Annotated in this window: 18 protein-coding genes; 16 read left to right on the top strand and 2 right to left on the bottom strand. The window is 63.2% G+C overall.

Features of this window, described 5'->3' with window-relative positions:
• Positions 1–12 precede the first annotated feature (12 nt).
• From epsG to GTP44_RS18710, 14 genes are all read left to right on the top strand, one after another.
• The gene (gene epsG / locus GTP44_RS18775) at positions 13–891 is read left to right on the top strand and encodes a chain length determinant protein tyrosine kinase EpsG (protein ID WP_161020626.1); all 879 of its coding nucleotides are present in this window, start codon (positions 13–15) and stop codon (positions 889–891) included.
• Between the two features lie 8 nt (positions 892–899).
• Positions 900–1811: an exosortase B gene (gene xrtB, locus GTP44_RS18770; RefSeq protein ID WP_202412881.1), complete on the top strand. Its 912-nt coding sequence runs from the start codon at positions 900–902 to the stop codon at positions 1809–1811.
• The gene (gene epsI, locus GTP44_RS18765; protein WP_161020625.1) at positions 1808–2491 is read left to right on the top strand and encodes an exosortase-associated protein EpsI, B-type; all 684 of its coding nucleotides are present in this window, start codon (positions 1808–1810) and stop codon (positions 2489–2491) included. The genes xrtB and epsI overlap by 4 nt, the downstream gene beginning before the upstream one ends.
• 21 nt (positions 2492–2512) lie before the next feature.
• Entirely contained in the window at positions 2513–3745 is a 1233-nt protein-coding gene (locus GTP44_RS18760) for a polysaccharide pyruvyl transferase family protein (RefSeq protein ID WP_161020624.1), read from the top strand.
• Between the two features lies 1 nt (position 3746).
• Positions 3747–5195: an O-antigen ligase family protein gene (locus GTP44_RS18755; RefSeq protein ID WP_161020623.1), complete on the top strand. Its 1449-nt coding sequence runs from the start codon at positions 3747–3749 to the stop codon at positions 5193–5195.
• Complete coding sequence (locus GTP44_RS18750; RefSeq protein ID WP_161020622.1) at positions 5195–6187, top strand: glycosyltransferase family 2 protein; 993 nt, start codon at positions 5195–5197, stop codon at positions 6185–6187. Before GTP44_RS18755 ends, GTP44_RS18750 begins: the two co-directional genes overlap by 1 nt.
• A gap of 38 nt (positions 6188–6225) precedes the next feature.
• Positions 6226–7353 (top strand): glycoside hydrolase family 99-like domain-containing protein, encoded by a 1128-nt coding sequence (locus GTP44_RS18745; protein WP_161020621.1) that lies wholly within the window; start codon positions 6226–6228, stop codon positions 7351–7353.
• Positions 7354–7363: 10 nt separating this feature from the next.
• Positions 7364–8443 (top strand): acyltransferase family protein, encoded by a 1080-nt coding sequence (locus GTP44_RS18740; protein ID WP_161020620.1) that lies wholly within the window; start codon positions 7364–7366, stop codon positions 8441–8443.
• Positions 8444–8488: 45 nt separating this feature from the next.
• Positions 8489–9730 (top strand): glycosyltransferase, encoded by a 1242-nt coding sequence (locus GTP44_RS18735; protein ID WP_161020619.1) that lies wholly within the window; start codon positions 8489–8491, stop codon positions 9728–9730.
• A 1-nt stretch (position 9731) separates the two neighbouring features.
• Positions 9732–10856 carry a glycosyltransferase family 4 protein gene (locus GTP44_RS18730; protein ID WP_161020618.1) on the top strand — a complete coding sequence of 375 codons (1125 nt, stop codon included), beginning with the start codon at positions 9732–9734 and terminating at the stop codon, positions 10854–10856.
• A gap of 10 nt (positions 10857–10866) precedes the next feature.
• Positions 10867–11970, top strand: a complete 1104-nt coding sequence (locus GTP44_RS18725; RefSeq protein ID WP_161020617.1) for a DUF1972 domain-containing protein — start codon at positions 10867–10869, stop codon at positions 11968–11970.
• Between the two features lie 96 nt (positions 11971–12066).
• Positions 12067–13209 carry a nucleotidyltransferase family protein gene (locus tag GTP44_RS18720; protein ID WP_161020616.1) on the top strand — a complete coding sequence of 381 codons (1143 nt, stop codon included), beginning with the start codon at positions 12067–12069 and terminating at the stop codon, positions 13207–13209.
• Between the two features lie 23 nt (positions 13210–13232).
• Positions 13233–14648: a mannose-1-phosphate guanylyltransferase/mannose-6-phosphate isomerase gene (locus tag GTP44_RS18715; protein ID WP_161020615.1), complete on the top strand. Its 1416-nt coding sequence runs from the start codon at positions 13233–13235 to the stop codon at positions 14646–14648.
• Positions 14649–15064: 416 nt separating this feature from the next.
• A complete protein-coding gene (locus GTP44_RS18710; RefSeq protein WP_161020614.1) occupies positions 15065–15613 on the top strand; it encodes an FxDxF family PEP-CTERM protein in 549 nt (182 codons plus the stop codon).
• A 66-nt stretch (positions 15614–15679) separates the two neighbouring features.
• On the opposite strand, the gene murJ is transcribed toward GTP44_RS18710, so the two are convergent.
• Positions 15680–17218, bottom strand: a complete 1539-nt coding sequence (gene murJ, locus GTP44_RS18705; protein WP_160991863.1) for a murein biosynthesis integral membrane protein MurJ — start codon at positions 17216–17218, stop codon at positions 15680–15682.
• A gap of 198 nt (positions 17219–17416) precedes the next feature.
• Here murJ and rpsT point away from each other — a divergent pair, with 198 nt between their 5' ends.
• Complete coding sequence (gene rpsT, locus GTP44_RS18700; protein WP_092281579.1) at positions 17417–17683, top strand: 30S ribosomal protein S20; 267 nt, start codon at positions 17417–17419, stop codon at positions 17681–17683.
• A 93-nt stretch (positions 17684–17776) separates the two neighbouring features.
• Here rpsT and GTP44_RS18695 read toward each other — a convergent pair whose 3' ends face one another.
• Complete coding sequence (locus GTP44_RS18695; protein WP_161020613.1) at positions 17777–18337, bottom strand: pseudouridine synthase; 561 nt, start codon at positions 18335–18337, stop codon at positions 17777–17779.
• A 114-nt stretch (positions 18338–18451) separates the two neighbouring features.
• Between GTP44_RS18695 and icd the strand changes: the two genes are divergently transcribed.
• The gene (icd, locus tag GTP44_RS18690; RefSeq protein ID WP_161020612.1) at positions 18452–19708 is read left to right on the top strand and encodes an NADP-dependent isocitrate dehydrogenase; all 1257 of its coding nucleotides are present in this window, start codon (positions 18452–18454) and stop codon (positions 19706–19708) included.
• Positions 19709–19840: the final 132 nt, after the last annotated feature.

Genomic DNA, 19840 nt, shown 5'->3' with positions numbered 1-19840 from the left:
CGGAAGTGCCCTATGACCATTACTCCACACAACGTCTCGTCCATTCCGCCAACGCAGCGCAAGGGCGACGCCAGCATGGGCGGCCTGCTACTGGCCGCCGGCAAGATCACGCCGGAGAACGCCGAGCGCGTGCTGCGCATGCAACATGAACTGGGCATCCGCTTCGGCGAGGCGGCGCAGCGCCTGGGCCTGATCACCGAACAGGACGTGCAGCAAGTGCTGGCGCGCCAGTTCGACTATCCGTATCTGCCGGAAGGGCAGAGCAAGGTCTCCAGCGAGCTGGCGGCGGCGTTCCGTCCGTTCAGCCCGCAGGTGGAGGCGCTGCGCGCGATCCGCAGCCAGCTGATGCTGGGCTGGTTCAGTGGCGCCAACAAGGCGCTGGCCATCGTCGGCGTCAATCCCGGCGACGGCGTCAGCCTGTTCGCCGCCAACCTGGCGGTGGTGTTTTCCCAACTGGGCGAAAACACGCTGCTGGTCGACGCCAACCTGCGCCAGCCGCGCCAGAGCGAGATCTTCGGTCTGCCGGAGCGCGCCGGCCTGTCCGACATTCTGGCCGGCCGCGCCGGCGTCGACGCGGTCGCCCGGATCGATGACTTCGTCTCGCTGTCGGTGTTGGCGGCCGGCACCTTGCCGCCGAATCCGCAGGAGCTGCTGAGCCGCGCCGCCTTCACCTCGCTCAACGCCACGCTGGCGCAGCACCATGATGTGGTGCTGTACGACGTGCCGGCCTACGCCAACGGCGCCGACCTGCTGTCGATCGCCGCCCGCGCCGGCGGCGTGCTGGTGGTAGCGCGCAAGAACCAGACGCTGCTGGGCGACATCCAGATCATGACCGAGCATCTGGCGCAAAGCGGCGCCAAGGTGGTGGGCTCCGTGCTGGTTGACTTCTGATGACGGACATGGCGACCCGGCCCGCGCCCGGCATGCTGACGCCTGGCAAGCGCGAGAGCCTGACGGCGATGTGGCCTTTGCTGGTGGGCATGGCCGTGCTGTTCGTGCCCAGCTTCCACCGTTTGTTGACCGGCATCTGGGCCACCGAGGACCAGGCGCACGGACCGATCATCCTCGGCCTGTCGTGCTGGCTGCTGTACCGCCAGTGGCCGGACATGCTGGCGCGCAGCCAGGGCGCCACCGGCGCGCCGGTGGGCTGGGTATCGCTGGTGCTGGGGCTGCTGGCCTACATCGTTGGCCGCTCGCAGCAGATCTACATCCTGGAAATCGGCGCCTTCATCTGCCTGCTGGCGTCGCTGCTGCTGATTCTGCGCGGCTGGCGCGCGCTGCGCGCGCAATGGTTCCCGTTCTTCTTCATGCTGTTCATGATTCCGCTGCCGGCCGAACTGGTCATCATGCTGACCATGCCGATGAAGATGGCCGTGTCGTGGGCCACCGAAACGATCCTTTACGCGCTGGGCTACCCGATCGCCCGCGCCGGCGTCATCCTGCAGATCGGCCCCTACCAGTTGCTGGTGGCGAATGCCTGCGCCGGCCTGCAAACGCTGCTGACGCTCGAAGCGCTGGGCCTGTTCTACCTGAACCTGGTGCGCCATACCTCGGCCTTCCGCAACATCACGCTGGCGATCTGCATCATTCCGATTTCGTTCTCCGCCAACGTGATCCGCGTGATCGTGCTGACGCTGATCACCTATTACTTCGGCGACGCCGCCGGGCAGGGCTTCCTGCACGGCTTCGCCGGCATGGTGCTGTTCGTCAGCGCGCTGGCGCTGATCCTGGCGCTCGATACGCTGCTGCAGTGCATCGCGGCGCGCTTCCACGCCCGCCGTGGCGCGCCGCCGTCAGGAGCGCGGCCATGAACCGCACCTTGCGTATCAGCCTGGTGGCCGGCGCGCTGATGGTGGCGGCGGCGGTGGCGGCCAAGGTCATCACGCCGACCGCGCGCCTGGCCCAGTTGCGCGCGCCGCTGGTGCTGGACACCGCCATCCCGGTTCGCTTTGGCGACTGGCGCCAGGAGACCGAACTGACCGCCCAGGTGATCAATCCCGAAGCGGCCGGCGCGCTGGCCGAGATCTATACCCAAACGCTGTCGCGCAACTACATCAACCGCGATGGCGAACGCATCATGCTGTCGATCGCCTACGGCGCGGACCAGACCAGCGGCCTGCAACTGCACTATCCCGAGGTGTGCTACCCGGCGCAAGGCTTCAATCTGGCGTCGGCCACCAAGGGCACGCTGCAGACCCATCAGGGCACGCTGCGCGTCAAGCGCCTGCGCACCTCGCTCGGCGCGCGCGTCGAGCCGGTGACCTACTGGACCACGATGGCCGACAAGGTCGTGCTGGGCGGCTACGACACCAAGTTTGCGCAGCTGAGCTACGGCTTGCGCGGCCAGATTCCTGATGGCCTGATCTTCCGGGTGTCGTCGATCTCCAACGACGCGCCGCACGCCTTCAAGGTGCAGGACGATTTTGTGCGCCAACTGGCCGACGCGTTGCCCGTGCAGGTCCGTACCCGTTTCATCGGTACACCGGATTAATGACATTTTTGGAGATACACAATGCATGCCGTGATCGATCAAATCCATCCCCCGTCCACTCACACCGCGTCGTCGCCGGAAAAACTGATAACGGTCGGCCTGTTGTGGCATTCGCTGTCGTCCGGCAATCTGGGCGTCGGCGCGCTGACGGAATCGAATATCGCCATCGTGCGCGGCGTCGCCGAATCGCTGGGCCGGCGGGTGCGCTTCATCGTGCTCGGCTCCGGCAGTGACAGCCTGCCGTCGCTGGCGGCCGAACTGGCGCAGGCCGGCCACGCGCTGGAAAACCAGCGGGTGCGCCTGTTCCGCGCCAGCTTCCGCGAGCAGGTGCGCCGCTGCGACGTGGTGATCGACATCGGCGAGGGTGACAGCTTTGCCGATATCTACGGCTTCAAGCGCTTCTTCTTTTACTGGCTCAGCAAGAATATCGTGTGTAGCCTGGGCAAGCCGCTGATCCTGGCGCCGCAGACCATCGGCCCGTTCGACGGCGCCGCCGCGCGCGCGCTGGCCAAGCAGGTCATGGCGCGTTGCAGCAAGGTGTTCGCGCGCGACCAGCTGTCCAGCGACTACCTGGCCCAGTTGGGTATGCGCGGCAATACCGGCGAGGCGATCGACGTCGCCTTCCGCCTGCCGTTCCGGGCGCGGCGCTTCGCCGACAATGGCAAGGTCCGGGTCGGCATCAACGTGTCGGGCCTGCTGTTCAACGGCGGCTACACCGGCGGCAACCAGTTTGGGCTGAGCATCGACTATCCGGCCACCATCCGTCGCCTGATCCGCCACTTCCAGGCCCTGCCCGAGGTGGAGGTGCATCTGGTCGGTCACGTGATCACGCCCGACATGCGAAGCGAGGACGATTACGCGCGCGGCCTCAGCCTGGCCGAAGAGTTTCCGGGTGTGATCGTGGCGCCGGTGTTCAGCCGGCCGAGCGAAGCCAAATCCTACATCGCCGGCCTGGATTTCTTTACCGGCGCGCGCATGCACGCCTGCATCGCCGCCTTCTCGGCGGCGGTGCCAGTGGTGCCGATGGCGTACAGCCGCAAGTTCAACGGCCTGTTCGGCACGCTGGGCTACGACACCATCGCCGACTGCAAGGCCGACAGCGACGATGTAGTCTGCCAGAAGATCGTCGCCGGCTACACCGCGCGCGCGCGGTTGAAGGAAAAAGTGCGGGCCAGCCTGCAACGGGTGGAAGAGCGCCTTGGCCGCTACGAGGCCAGCCTGGCGCAGGTGCTGGGCGCGGTGGTCGGGAAATAAGATGAGTACCTTGCGTCAATACTCGCTCGGCTTCGGCGCGACCGTGGGCGGGCTGTTCACCCGGGCCAATCTCAGAGCCTTGTTCCTGCTGTGGCTGCCGGTGTTCCTGGCTTCCGCGTTTCTCGGTTTATGCAGCGTGATCCTGCCGTGGTGGCTGTGCATGGGGCTGGCGGGCGCGGTCGGCTATCTAGCGTTGCTGTGGCTGTTCCCATGGCTGGGCCTGGGCGCCTGCATCGTCATTGTGCTGGCCGCGCCCGACTTCAAGATCGCCGACGTGGCCACCATGGTCACGATGGCGGTCATGGTGCTGCGGCTGGTGATGCATGGCCAGCTGGCGCCGCCGTTCCCGCGCCGCTTGCGTAGCGCCGCGTGGTGGTTCTTTGCCGTCGTGGCGCTGTCGTTTGCGTTGGGCATCGTGTATTTCCATAACAGTGCGCCCAGCATGTATCGCGATGGCCGGGCCTTCGTCTATTGGCTGTGGCTGCCTATCCTGTGGCGCATGACGGCGGGGCAGGCCGAGCCTCTGCAAAAGCTGATGCGCGTGCTGATCGGCATCGCCTACACGGTGGCGGCGCTGGCGCTGTTCCAGTGGGTCACCGGGATTCAGGTCGTCAGCGGCCTGGTGGCCTCGCTGGATTCGTCCGGCGCCGGGAAAAATGTCACGCGGGTGCAAATGCCGGGCTTCCTGTTCGTCTCGCTGGCCATCATCTGGCTGTCGCTGCAAATGCTGTATCGGCGCGTGCATGTGCTGATCGGCGCGCTGGCCATGCTGCCATTGCTGGCCGCGCTGTATGTCAACTTTGGCCGCGGCCTGTGGGTCTGGACCTTCATCGGCGTGCTGATCCCGCTGATGTTTATCGGCGGCGGCCGTGCGTTCAAACTGCTGGCGACACTGGCGGCGGGCGCGGTGCTGGTGGCCGGCACGCTGGCGCTGGTCAAGCCGGCCGTCATTGAGAACATCAGCGAGCGCCTGGTCAGCGTCAAAAACGAGGGCGGCAGGCGTACCTCGTATGGCTGGCGCGAGCTGGAAAATCAGGAAGCCATCAGGACATTGAAGCACAGCCCGGTGTTTGGCGTCGGCATGGGCGGCGAGTACCGGCCGTGGCTGCATGAGTTGCGCCTGTTTGCGGAACACGTGCGGTATATCCACAACACCTATTTCTTCCTGGCGGTGAAGCTGGGGATACCGGGCTTGCTGTGCTTCCTGCTGTTTTTCTGGCGCGCCTGGAACGGCGCGCGCAAGGGACTGGCGGCGGTGGAGGAGAGCAATCGCGTCACGCTGCTGGCTGGCTTGTCGTTCTTCCCGGCCTGCATGGGGCTCAGCATCACGCAACCGGAGATCGTCAGTCCGCACAGTGTGGTGCTGTTCGCGGCGCTGATAACGATCTTTGCCAGCTATAGCGCGCCCGAGGTCAAGGCGGTGTCGCCGCGCCGAAAGGGAACGGCTTGATGGCGGCGACCGCGCTGCCGCCAGTGGCTGTCGTGATCCTTAACTGGAACGGCTGGCGGGATACGCTGGAATGTCTGGACAGCCTGATGGAGAGCGCCGGCGTCGCGCTCCATGTGATTGTGTGCGATAACGCCTCCAGCGATGAATCCGTGATCCGTCTGCGTGCCTGGGCCGACGCCCGTTTCGGCACGCAGGGCTGGACCGAAGCGGGGCAGGTGCCGGATGGCGCGGCGCCGCGCCTGCTGCCGGGCAGCGTGTTCAGTTTGCTGCACAACGGCGCTAACCTGGGTTTTGCCGGCGGCAACAATCCGGGCATCGTCCACGCCCTGAGCGATCCGGCCTGCCGTTACGTCTGGCTGTTGAACAACGACACCGTCGTCACGCCGGATTCGTTGGCGCAGGCGGTCACTCGCATGGAGCAGGACGCGCGCATCGGCCTGTGTGGTTCGACGCTGATTTACTACCACGAGCGTCACATGATTCAGGCCTATGGCGGCGCGGCGTTCTCGCCATGGAAGGGCAGTTCGCGCCATGTCGGCGCGTTTGCCCCCTCCGGCCAGATTCCGCAAACGTCCGAGGTTATCGAGCAGCAGCTGTCTTATGTGGTGGGCGCGGCCATGCTGGTGCGGCGCGAGTTTATCGAACAGGTCGGCCTGATGACCGAGGATTACTTCCTCTATTTTGAGGAGGTGGACTGGGCGACGCGCGGCAGGGGCCGTTTCACCATCGCTTACGCGCCGCAAAGTCTGGTGTATCACAAGGAGGGGGCTTCCATCGGCACCTCCGCCAGCGGTGGTTCGCCGCTGTCGGTGTTTTATCTGTACCGCAACCGGCTGGCGTTCACCAAGCGCCGTCATCCGGTTTATCTGCCCAGTGTGCTGGCGTTTTGTGTGATCGATATCGCCAGGCTGGTCGTGCGCCGTCGCTGGCCGCAGGCGAAGGCGGCCATCAACGGCTTGTTGTGCGCGTTCGGCCCGCTGGGGGCACGTTAGCGCGATAGCGGGATCATTATTTTCGTCTAGGAGTCGCCATGAATTCACCGTGTGCCAATCTGCGGCAAGCGCGTCAGGGCCGTCGGCTGTTCAGCATCGCCGGGCGGCTGCTTGCCTGGTGTTCTGTCGCGCTGAGTCTGTCGGTGCAGGCGGCCGATTATCAGATCGGCGTGTATTATTTTCCGGGCTGGAAAGACAACCAGATGGGATCGGCCTATACGCTGCCCTGGGAGAAGATCAAACCTTTCCCCGAGCGTGAGCCGGTACTGGGCTGGTATCGGGAGGGCGACGATGCCGTCATGAACCAACAGCTGGGGTGGATGCAGAAGTATGGCATCGACTATGTCGTCTTTGACTGGCTGTGGGGGCGCGATAACAAGCCGCATCTCGATCACGCCGTCAATGCCTATCTGCGCACGCCGGACCACCACGGCGTCAAGTTTTCCATCATGTGGGCGAATCACACCGACTACATCTTCAGCCGCGACCAGTTCGAGGCCCTGTTCCACTTCTGGGCGCAACGCTATATGTTCCGGCCGGATTATCTGCGCATGGATGGCAAGCCGGTGGTCTTTATTTTCTCCGCCGATGTCTTGAACAAAAACGCCCAGAAAATCGGCATGACGTCGGCTGAGCTCATCGCGATGGCTGACCGCATTTTCAAGGACGAGGGGCTGGAGGGAATCAGCTTCATCGGCGGCATTGGCGCGTTGAGCCCCGGCTTCGACTATTCCGCCAGGACCGGCTACAGCGGATTTTCCGCCTACAACTTTCACGGTCCGGCCTCGTTCCGTTTTGCCCGTGGCCGTGCGATGTCGCACAGTTACACGGAACTGGATCAAAGTTATCAAGATCAATGGAAATGGATGCTGAGCCATGCCGACGGCACCTTCATCGTGCCGATGTCCTCAGGCTGGGACAAGCGGCCGTGGGGTGGCAGCAAGGACGCCGATCATGACAATTCGGTCAGCACCCCCACCGAGTTCGAGGCGCATCTGCAAGCGGCCAGGGACACCATGAACGCCAACCCTGGCAAGACCAAGAAAATGGGCGTCATCTGCTGCTGGAACGAATATGGCGAAGGCTCCTATATCGAACCGACCCGGCAGCAAGGTTTCTCTTATCTGGAAAAAGTGAAGAAGGTATTTGGTGGTGACAAGCGTTAATCAGGAACATATGAGTGGATTGAATCAAACCAGGGAGGAGTGGCCCGATCTCTTGCGCCTGCCGCTGATGCTCGGCGTGGTGATGATCCACACCTACTACCCGGTCAATGCGTTTGGTAGCGGCTTCGTCTCGTTGCAGGGCCGCGACGGGATAGCCGACGCCATCATGTTCTTCATTTCGCAGGTGATCGGGCGGCTCAGTGTGCCGGTGTTCTTTTATTTCTCCGGCTACTTTTACTACCGGCAGATCGGCACGCGTGGCGTCGGCAAGTGGCTGGCCGGCCTGCGTAGCAGGGCCAGCACGCTGCTGGTGCCGTTTTTGATCTGGAACTTGCTGACCTTATGCGCTTTTTATGTGATTCAGCAGATGGGCGCGTCGGCCGGCACGGCCTCCAGCACGGCCACCATTGACCTGGCCGACCCCATCGGCGCGCTGCACATCATGTTGAATAATAACGGCGCGCCGATCGCCTACCAATTCTGGTTCATCCGCGATCTGATGCTGTGCATGGTGCTGGCGATTGTCACGCTGTGGCTCACGCCCAAATTGTTCGGTGCGCTAGCTTTTGTGGTGGGTGTGCTATGGTTCTTGAAACTCTGGCCGATCACGCTGCCGACCAGTCCCGCCGTGTTTTTTTTCCTGCTGGGCGGTGCGGCTTACAAGCTCGATGGCAGCCTGTTGGTGAACAAATTTCCGCGCTGGATAGTCTACGGGTATGCCATCTGTGCTGTGGCCGAGGTGCGTTATCAAGGCAGTGATTTCATCGATTACCTGCATGCGGTCGGCATCCTGCTCGGCGTCGCCAGCGCGTATTGGCTGGCCGCCGGCATCGGCCGCTTCGAGCGCGTGAAGGATTTTTTCATCCGGTATTCCGGCGCGGCCTTTTTCCTGTTCGCGTGCCACGAGCCGGTGCTGACGATTTTTAAGAAGCTGTTTTTCAAGGCGGCTGCGGGCAGTGATTCCACCCTCGTGATCCTGTTTGCGTATGGCGCTCCACCGGTCATTGTGATCACCCTGGCGCTGCTCATCTGGTCGATGTTGCGCAAAACTATGCCGGGCGTGTTGGGTGTGCTGACCGGCGGCCGCTGATTGAGCAATCGTGTGTAGGTGATGCGTCAGCTGAGGGATAAAAATATGAGGTTAATCGTTGTCGCTCAGGAGTTTCCGTATCCGCCCAATCACGGCGGCCGCGCGGATATCTGGCGTAAATTGCGGGCGTTTCAGCGCCTGGGGTGCAGCGTCTATCTGGTCTGCTGGTGCGAGCCCGGCGCACTTCCTGGCGAGCGCGAGATTGCTGCCGTCAACGAAGTGGTTGCCGGGCTGAAGATTTTCGAGAGAAAGAGCGGCTTGCGCCAGCACTGGCGCCGCGCCATGCATATGCTGTCCGGTGTGCCATCGCACGCGGCGTCGCGGGTGCCGCGCCGCGCCGAGATGGCGGCGTTGACCGAAGACCTGCGCGCGTTCGCGCCGGACGCCTTGCTGCTGGAGCACCCGTATGGCGGTGTGCTGGCGCGCTTCATCTGCACCGCGCTGGCGCTGCCGATGTTCTATCGCTCGCACAATGTCGAACATCAGTACTTTGCCGGCCAGGCCGCCGCCGCCCGCAAGCTCAGGCAGCGCCTGGCGTGGTCGCTGGCCTGCTGGCACCTGGAGCGCTTTGAGCAGCGCATGATGCAGTCGGCGCTGATTTCGTTCGACATCTCGACCGACGATATCGACTACTGGCGCGCCAGGGGCGTGCGTCATGCCTTCTGGCTGCCGCCGTTGCCCGAGGCGGCTTTCCTGGCGACGCCGCCATCGGCGCCGGCGGATGGTCCGCAGCCGCAGCTGCTATTCCTCGGCAACCTGCATGCGCCCAACAACGTCCAGGGCATCCGCTGGCTGGTGCGGGAGGTGATGCCGCTGGTGTGGCGGCAAACGCCGGACGCGACATTGACGGTGGCCGGCTCCAATCCCAGCGAGGACGTGGTGCGGCTGGTCGCCAGCGACGCCAGATTGCAGCTGCTGCCGAATGTGGCGGATGTGCCGGCCTTGCTGGCCAACGCCCGCGTGTTGCTCAACCCGGTGTTGTCGGGCAGCGGCGTCAATGTCAAAACGCTGGACATGCTGATGACCGACCGTCCGATCGTCAGCACGCCGCAGGGCGTGGCCGGACTGACGCCGGAGTTGCGCGCGCTGTGCGTGGTGGCGTGCGAGCCGCGCGATTACGCCGGGCAGATCGTCCGTTGTCTGGAGCGTCGCGATGTCGATCTGGCGGCCCGTGCCAAGGGCCGGCGCCTGTTTTCGGTGGACGCCGTCGCCGCCGCGCTGGCGGCCATGCGTGCGGCCATCGAGGCGGGATGGGCGCAGAATCAAACCAAGAGTGAGGGTGTTTAAAATGAGGATAGGCTTGGATCTGCATGTGGTCGATGGCATCTTTCAGGGATCGCGATCGCATGTGCTGGAAGTGTTTTCGCGCGTTGCCAAGTTATGTCCGGAGATGGAGTTCATTGCGCTGCTGGATAAGGTCGAACAGTTCAAGCGCGATCACCCCGGCTTTAACCTGCCCAATGTGCGCGTGGAGCGCCTGCCGCATACCGGCGCGGTGCGCCGGCTGACGCGCGAACTGCCGCGGCTGCAACGGGCGCTGAAGCTGGACCTGCTGCACTCGCAGTACATCATTCCGTTGCCGTCGCGTTCGCGCACCATGGTGACGATCCACGATGTGCTGTTTGAAAGCCATCCGCAGTTTTTCCAGCCGATGTTCCGCTGGCGTTCGCGCATCCTGATGCGCCTGGCGGCCTACCGCTCGGAGCATGTGTTTACCGTCAGCCAGTTTTCCAAGGGCGAGCTGGAGCGCCGTTACCGGCTGTCGCCGGAGCGTGTCACGGTCACCCCCAACGGCGTGACCGGCAGCCGCTTTTATCCGGGCGCCGATGGCGCGGAGATGCTGGCGCGGCGTGGCCTGGAGAGCGGCAATTATCTGCTGACGGTCGGCCGTCTGGAGCCACGCAAGAACCATGTGACGCTGTTGAAGGCCTACGCCCAGTTGGGCGAAGACGCGCCGCCGCTGGTGATCGTCGGACAGAAGGACTTCGGCTTCGCCGCCATGCTGGCCGAGGTGGCCGGCAGCCGGCTGCGCGACAGGATTATCGTGCTGGAGGACGTGGCCGAGGCCGAGCTGCCGGTGCTGTACCGCCATTGCATGGCGTTCGCCTACCCGTCGCTGGCCGAGGGCTTCGGCATGCCGCCGCTGGAGGCGATGGCCAGCGGCGTGCCGGTCATCGTGGCCGACAACACGGCGCTGACCGAAGTGGTGGGCCAGGCCGGCCTGCTGGTGGGCTCGACCGATGTGGACGGCCTGGCCGCCGCCTTGCGCGAGGTCATCGCCAGCCCGGTCACGCGGGCGCGCCTGATCGCGCAGGGGCTGGCGCAGGCGCAGACCTTCTCGTGGGATATCGCGGCGGCCGAGGTGGCGCGGCGCTATCGGCAGCTGGCCCAAAAAATAGCCCATAAAAACTGACAGACTGAACATGAAAAAAAATGTGATCCGGATTCTCGGCACGCGTGGTGTGCCCGCCAACCACGGTGGCTTCGAAACTTTTGCGGAATACCTGGCGCTGTATCTGGTGGCCAAGGGATGGGACGTGACCGTGTATTGCCAGGAGGACGAGGGCAGCGCCATCTACGAAGATGACTGGCGGGGCGTGCGCCGCGTGCATATTCCGGTGCAGCGTCCCGGCGCGGCCGGCACCATCATTTTTGACTGGAAATCCACGCTGCACGCGGCCAAAGAGTCGGGGCTGATCCTGACGCTGGGTTATAACACGGCGGTGTTCTGCGGCTATTTCCGGCTCAAGGGCATCACCAACCTGATCAATATGGATGGCATCGAATGGCGCCGGCAGAAATGGGGCATGCTGGCCAAGCTCTGGTTTTATCTGAATGAATGGGCCGGCGCCTGGCTGGGCAATCACCTGATTGCGGATCATCCGCACATCAAGACCCATCTGAGCACCCGCGTGGCGCCCAACAAGATCACCACCATCGCCTATGGCGCCGACCCGGTGCGCAGCGCCAACGTCGAGGCGCTGCGGCCCTACGGCCTGACGCCGAACGGCTACGCGGTGCTGATCGCGCGCGCGGAACCGGAGAACTCGATACTCGACGTGGTGAAGGCGTGGTCGCGCCGGCCGCGCGGCGTCAAGCTGGTCATTCTGGGCAAGTACGATCCGCGGCACCCTTACCAGTCGCTGGTGCGCGCGGCCGCCGGCGACGAGGTGCAGTTTGTCGGCGCGATCTACGACAAGGAGGTCGTCAACGCGCTGCGCTTCTATGCACGCCTGTATGTACATGGCCACCAGGTGGGCGGCACCAATCCGTCGCTGGTGGAAAGCCTGGCGGCGGGCAACGCGGTGCTGGCCCACGACAACCAGTTCAATCGCTGGGTGGCCGGCGACCAGGCGCGCTATTTCCGCGGCGCCGACGATTGCGCGGCAGTGCTCGACCGGTTGCTGCCGGACGAGGCGGCACTAAGCGCGATGCGGCAGGCCAGCCTGGCGCGCCACGCGGAAGCGTTCACGTGGGAACAGATCCTGGGCGCTTATGAGGCGCTGCTTTTGCCCTACGCACAATGATGCCGCACAAGGTGCGCTATCGCGCGCAGGTCTGCTGAAGAGCGCAGTAGTATTGCAATTATTCCAGCATTTATTTACACTCAAGGAGTCACTTGCATGAAAGCAATGATCTTGGCGGCAGGCAAGGGTACTCGGGTTCGTCCATTGACCTACGATTTACCCAAGCCGATGATCCCTATTTTGGGCAAACCGGTGATGGCTTATCTGATCGAGCATCTGGCCAGATATGGCGTGACTGAAATCATGGTCAACGTCAGCTATCTGCACGAGAAGATTGAGGGGTATTTTGGCGAAGGCCACCAGTACGGGGTGCAGATCGGTTATTCCTTCGAGGGCTACACCAATGATCAGGGCGAGGTGGTGCCCGAGCCGCTGGGTTCGGCCGGCGGCATGCGGAAGATTCAGGACTTCGGCGGCTTCTTTGACCAGACCACCATTGTGTTGTGCGGCGATGCGCTGATCGACCTGGATATCAAGTCGGCGCTGTTCGAGCACAAGCGCAAAGGCGCGCTGGCCTCGGTGGTGACCAAGGAGGTGCCGTGGGACAGTGTGTCCAGCTATGGCGTGGTGGTCAGCGACGAGAACGGGCGGGTCCGCTCGTTCCAGGAGAAGCCGTCCAGGCAAGAGGCGTTATCGAATTTTGTCAGCACCGGCATCTATATTTTCGAGCCGGCAGTGCTGGACCTGATTCCCGCCGGACGTCAGTTCGACATCGGCGCCGACCTGTTCCCCTTGATGACCGAGAAGGGCTTGCCTTTCTATGCGCAGCATCGGCCGTTCAACTGGATCGACATCGGCAGCGTCAAGGATTATTGGGAGGTGTGCCAGAGCGTGCTGCTCGGCGAAGTGGCGCATCTGGACGTGCCGGGGATCCAGGTGGAGGACGGACTGTGGGTGGGCTTGAACACCGCCATCGACTGGAACGGCACCCGCATTCAGGGGCCGGCCTACATTGGTTCTGGCTCGCGGATCGACGCAGGTGTTACCATCGTCGGGCCAACGTGGATAGGGCATGGCAGTCATGTGTGTGAAGGCGCGTCGGTGGTGCGCAGCGTGCTGTTTGAATACACGCGGGTGTTACCAGATGTTTCGCTAGATGAAATGATCGTTTTCAAAGATTACAGTGTCGACCGTTCCGGGGAGATGCGGCACATTTCCGATGAGGATGCGGAGGAATGGGCCAACGCGCGGGACCGCCGCAGCCGGCGTCGCGTGGAAATTAGCAACGAAGTTAATTAAGAAAAGAAAGTTCTGACAGTTATATGAAAATTTATCCAGTGATCCTGTCCGGCGGCGCCGGCACCCGTTTATGGCCGCTGTCCCGTGCGGCCCTGCCGAAACAGCTGTTGCCGCTGATCTCGGAACAGACCATGCTGCAGGAAACCGCGTTGCGCCTGGCCGGCCGTGCCGGCGTGGCGGCGCCGCTGGTGGTGTGCGGCAACGAGCACCGCTTCCTGGTGGCCGAGCAGATGCGCGAAATCGGCATCGATCCGCTGGGCATCCTGCTGGAGCCGGTCGGCCGCAATACCGCGCCGGCGGTGGCGGTGGCCGCCAACTATCTGCGCGGCATCGATGCCGACGCCATGATGCTGGTGCTGCCGGCCGACCACGTGATCGAGCACGTGGATGCCTTCTACGCCGCCGTCGAACAGGCGGCCGCGCTGGCCACGAGCGGCAAGCTGGCCACCTTCGGCATCGTGCCGACCGGCCCGGAAACCGGTTACGGCTACATCCAGAGCGGCCAGGCGGTGGCCGGCACCGGCGGCTTCGCGGTCGACCGTTTCGTCGAGAAACCGGACCTGGAGACCGCCAAGGGCTTCGTCGCCGCCGGCAATTTCTTCTGGAATAGCGGCATGTTCCTGTTCCGCGCCGACCGCTATCTGGCCGAGCTCAAGGAGTTCCAGCCGGCCATGGCCGCCGCCTGCGAGGCCGCCATCCAGGGCGACTACCGCGACCTGGATTTCTGCCGTCTCGATGAAGCCGCCTTTGCCAGCGCGCCGTCCGACTCGATCGACTACGCGGTGATGGAACAGACCCGCGACGCCGTGGTGGTGCCGGCCGATATCGGCTGGAGCGACGTCGGCTCGTGGTCGGCGCTGCACGAGGTGCAGCGCGGCGACGCCCAGGGCAATGTGCTGCGCGGCGACGTCTACCTGGACAATGTTTCCGGCTCGCTGGTGCGCGCCGAAAGCCGCATCGTGGCGGTGGTGGGCGTGCAGGATCTGGTGGTGGTCGAGACCGCCGACGCGGTGCTGGTGGCGCACAAGGACCAGGTGCAGCGCGTCAAGCAGATCGTTGACCATCTGAAGTCCAAGCACCGCACCGAGCACCTGCACCACACCAAGGTCTATCGTCCGTGGGGCTGCTACGAGGGCATCGACATCGGCGAGCGCTTCCAGGTCAAGCGCATCACCGTCAATCCGGGCGGCATCCTGTCGCTGCAGATGCACCATCACCGCGCCGAGCACTGGATCGTGGTCAGCGGCACCGCCAAGGTGACCTGCGGCGACAATGTGACGCTGCTGACGGAAAACGAGTCGACCTACATCCCGATCGGCATGACCCATCGTCTGGAAAACCCGGGCAAACTGCCGCTGCACCTGATCGAGGTGCAATCGGGCAGCTACCTGGGCGAGGATGACATCGTGCGCTATGAGGATGTCTATCAGCGCGCCTGATAGCCTGATCGGCTAACGTCATCCCTGAAAACAGGCCGGTTTCCCCGGCCTGTTTTTCGTTAGCCCTTCTGCCCAAGAGCGCTGTCAGGCGGCGTGCGTCGCCACGTCTTTGGCCGCCTAAATCGTCGGTAAACGGCCGATCAGTCTCCTCTGATTTTTCCTGTCTTTTTGTAAGACAATTCTTACATTAACGTTTCCATGCTGCGCTGCGGTAACGCCGATCGCTGATTTCTCCTATGGCGACGGGGTATTTCGTTAAGGCGTTTTGGCCAAATTTCCTATTGGAATATATTTATTTCGCGAAATTTTCAGGTGATAAAACGCCAACATGTGTCTTTTTGCCATGCTAGGATCATTGAGCGGTATGAGTATCGCGGCCGCGCAGGCGGTTTTCAACGATCTATCACGGAGGAATTATGGTTAAACTGAAATCTTTGATCGCTGCGGGTGCTCTGGCGACCGCGGCGTTGGCGTCCGGCGTGGCGAGCGCTGCCGATGTCAGCCATGGCGCGCAGGTCTTGTCGTTCAATAACGGGACTGCCATTTTCGGCAACTCGTTCACATCGGCCAGCGCCGGTGACACGTTTGCCGATACATTCACCTTCTCCGGCACTGGTTTGCTGAGTGCGTTTGTCGGGGCGTTCAGCAACCCGCTGCTGAGCGACGCCATCGAAATTAGCAATTTCCAGGTGTTTAACTCGGCCGGCTTCTCGCTGGACGGCACCAAGTGGTCGCAAGGCACGGCGGACGTATGGGGCGCCAGCAGCACCGGCGCGATCCACAGCGACAACTACTTCGTGCTGGTAACCGGCAAGCTGCTGTCGTCGGCGGCCACCGCGTATGCGGGGACCGTCACGGTCAGCGCGGTGCCCGAGCCGGAAACCCTCGCCATGCTGGCGGTGGGGCTGGGCATGATCGGCTTCGCCGGCCGTCGCCGCAACAAGGATGCAAAAAAGCTGTTCTAATCCCGCAGTCTGAAGCCGCCGCAACCGCGGCGGTTTTCTTGCCCGAGAGGGCGGGCGGAAGCCCAATTACCGCGCGATGCGCTTGAAGTCGCGCAGGCGGAAGCCCATCACCAGCAGCGCGGCAAAATACACCGCCGCGCACGCGCCGACCAGCAGCAACAGCGCGCCGATGCGCAGCACGGTATGCTGCTGCAAGGCCAGCCAGTCAATTTGCCGCGCGCCGAACCAGGCCGCGCCGCCCATCAGCACGCAAGCGATCACCAGTTTCGCGCAGAACACAGTCCAGCCCGGCGCCGGATGATAAATGCCGCGCTTGCGCAGGCCATAGTAGAGGAAAGCCGCGTTCAGGCAGGCCCCCAGGCCGATCGACAGCGCCAGGCCGGCCACCTTCAGGTAAGGCACGAAGAGCAGGTTCATCAGCTGCGTGGCGATCAGCACGCCGATGGCAATGCGCACCGGCGTGCGGATGTCCTGCTGCGCGTAAAAGGCCGGTGCCAGCGTTTTCACCAGAATGATGCCCAGCAGGCCGGCGCAATACGCCATCAGCGGCTGCGCCGATGCGGCGGCGTCGGCGGCGGTGAAGGCGCCGTAGTGGAACAGGGTGGCGATCAGCGGCTCGGCCAGCACCGCCATGCCGACCGCCGCCGGCAGCGCCAGCAGGAAGGTCAGGCGCAGTCCCCAGTCCAGCAGGCCGGAGTACTCGGTGTGGTCGTCGTCGGCCTTGGCCTTGGACAGGCTGGGCAGCAGAATCGTGCCCAGCGCCACACCCAGCAGCGCGGTCGGGAATTCCATCAGGCGGTCGGCATATGACAGCCACGAAATGCTGCCCTCGACCAGGCGCGAGGCGATGCTGGTGTTGATCATCAGGCTGATCTGCGCGGCCGATACGGCAAACACGGCCGGCCCCATCTTTTTCAGCACGCGGCGCACGCCCGGGTCGCCGAGGCCGGCGGCCGGGTTCCATGACAGCCGGGGCAGCATGCCGATCCTGATCAGCGCCGGCACCTGGATCGCCACCTGCAGCACGCCGCCGACGAACACGGCGATCGCCATCGCGTAGATCGGCGTGGCAAGATGCTGTTGCAAAAACAGCGAGGCGACGATCGACGCCAGGTTCAGCAGCACCGGCGTAAAGGCCGGGATCTTGAACTCGCGCCAGGTGTTGAGCACGCCGCCGGCCAGCGCCACGAAGGCCATGAAGCTAATATACGGGAACATCAGGCGGGTCATCCAGACGGCGGCGTCGAACTCCTGCAGGCCGGTGGCGATCAGGTAAATGAACAGCGGCGCGGCGAGCACGCCGAGCACCGTCACGGCCAGCGTGGCCCACACCAGCGTGTTGGCCACATGGTCGACCAGCTGCTTGCTGGCCTCGGGGCCCTGCTTGTTCTTGTATTCCGATAGAATGGGCACGAAGGCCTGCGAAAATGCTCCCTCGGCAAACAGCCGGCGCAACAGGTTGGGGATGCGGAACGCGACGATATAGGCGTCGGTCATGCCGCCGGCGCCGAAGGCGCGGGCAATCAAGGTTTCGCGCAGCAGCCCGGTGATCCGGGACAGCATGGTCATGCTGGAAATGGCGGAGAGTGTCTTAAGCAAGTTCATGGGACGTGATTATAGTTGCTCCTGCCGAAAAATATCGCTATAATCACAGGCTGTACAAAATTCTGTTGCGCAGACATTATTGTTTGGCAAGCAGTAGTTTGACTCACACGGTTCGCTCTCCATCGCAACCTTGAACGCACCTGTGTTGGCAAACAATAATGTTTGCAAACGCATCATTTACCTGATTTAGGAAATTTCATGGCAAATACCGCACAAGCGCGCAAACGCGCTCGTCAAGCAGTTAAGCAAAACGCTCACAATTCGGCCCAGCGTTCGACCCTGCGCACCGCTATCAAAGCTGTGCGTAAGGCCATCCAAGCCGGTGACAAAGCCGCTGCGACCACCATCTTTCAGGCTTCGGTGTCGACCATTGACAGCATCGCTGACAAGAAGATCATCCACAAAAACAAGGCAGCTCGCCACAAGAGCCGTCTGGCCGCTGCCCTGAAAGCACTGGCCGCTTAATTCCGGTTCGCCGGTTTTAAAGCAATAGCCCGCTCCGGTTCGTCCGGCGCGGGCTTTATCGTTTGTACAGCCCCGGTCGGGGCTGTTGGCGTTTCAGGGCGTCAGATGCTGCGGCGACACCGCCATCCACTCGCCCGGCATCAGCGGATGGGTGGCCAGCGAGATGCCGCCGATGGCGGTGCGAATCAGGCGCAGCGTCGGCAGGCCGACGGCGGCCGTCATGCGCCGCACCTGGCGGTTCTTGCCCTCCTGGAGCGTGATCGCCAGCCAGCTGGTGGGCTGATCGGCGCGCTGGCGGATCGGCGGATTGCGCGGCCACAGCCACTCCGGCTCGGCGATGCGCACCGCCTGGCACGGCTGCGTGACAAAATCGCCCAGGTTGAGCGGCGCCCGCAGCTTGTCGAGCGCGGCGGCGTCGGCGACGCCCTCGACCTGCACCAGATACACTTTGGCCTCCTTGTGGTCCGGATGGGCGATGGCGTGCTGCAGCTTGCCGTCGTCGGTGAGCAGCATCAGGCCCTCGCTGTCATAGTCCAGCCGGCCGGCGGGGTAGATGTTGGGCATGGCCAGATGGTCGGCCAGTGTCGCCTTGCCGTCCTGCGCCGAAAACTGGCACAGCACTTGAAAAGGCTTGTTAAATAAAATCAGGGACATTATCGCAAACTAAAAATGGTGTAGGCTTGAAAACTTTGATGCCGCGACACATAATGGCATAAACATCTTATATCTTATAGAAGACCAAAGAATATTTCCCTGCGGAGAGCCACGATGTACCAACATATCAAAGTACCGGCGGACGGCCAGAAGATCACCGTCAACGCTGATTTTTCCCTGAATGTACCAGATAACCCGATCATTCCCTACATTGTGGGCGATGGCGTCGGCGGCGACATTACGCCGGTGATGCGCAAGGTGGTCGACGCGGCGGTGGCCAAGTGCTACGGCGGCAAGCGGCAGATCCGCTGGATGGAAGTGTACGCGGGCGAGAAATCGACCCAGGTCTACGGCGCTGACGTCACGCTGCCGGAAGAAACGCTGCAGGCGGTCAAGGACTACCTGGTGTCGATCAAAGGCCCGCTGACCACGCCGGTGGGCGGCGGCATCCGCTCGCTGAACGTGGCGCTGCGCCAGCAGCTGGACCTGTACGTCTGCCTGCGGCCGGTGCGCTACTTCGCCGGCGTGCCATCGCCGCTGAAAGAGCCGGAAAAGACCAATATGGCGATCTTCCGCGAAAACTCGGAAGACATCTACGCCGGCATCGAATTCGCGCAGGGCTCGGAAGGCGCCAGGCGCCTGATGGACTTCCTGCTCAAGGAACTGGGCGTCAACAAGATCCGCTTCCCCGAGACCTCCGGCCTGGGCATCAAGCCGGTGTCGGTCGAGGGCACCGAGCGGCTGATGCGCAAGGCGATCCAGTACGCCATCGACCACGACAAGCCGTCGGTGACGATCGTCCACAAGGGCAACATCATGAAATACACCGAGGGCGGCTTCCGCGACTGGGCGTATGCGCTGGCGCGCAAGGAATTCGGCGCCGAGCTGATCGACGGCGGCCCATGGTGCAAATTCAAGAACCCGAAGACCGGCCGCGACATCACCATCAAGGATTCGATCGCCGACGCCTTCCTGCAGCAGATTCTGTTGCGGCCGGCGGAATACAGCGTGATCGCCACGCTGAACCTGAACGGCGACTACATCTCCGACGCGCTGGCGGCGCAGGTGGGCGGCATCGGCATCGCGCCGGGCGCCAACCTGTCGGACTCGGTGGCGATGTTTGAAGCCACGCACGGCACCGCGCCGAAGTATGCCGGCAAGGACTACGTCAACCCCGGCTCGCTGATCCTGTCGGCCGAGATGATGCTGCGCCACATGGGCTGGACCGAGGCGGCCGACCTGATCATCCGCGCGATGACGCAGGCGATCGGCTCCAAGCACGTCACCTACGACTTCGCCCGCCTGATGGAAAACGCCGTGCAGGTATCGTGCTCCGGTTTCGGCGACGTCATGATCGAGCAGATGCAGTAAAAAACGGTGTCAGACCTCGTATATTGAACCTACCGCGCCATCGCCGGATAATGTGGAGGTGGCAACGGTCAGGCAGGGTGACGCCGACCAGACTTTGGGTAGTTGAACCCGTGTGTCAGATAGGCGCCCTTG

This window comes from Duganella lactea (assembly GCF_009857505.1).
GTDB classification, from domain to species: Bacteria; Pseudomonadota; Gammaproteobacteria; order Burkholderiales; family Burkholderiaceae_D; genus Rugamonas; species Rugamonas lactea.
This window is presented reverse-complemented; position numbering and strand designations above follow the sequence as displayed.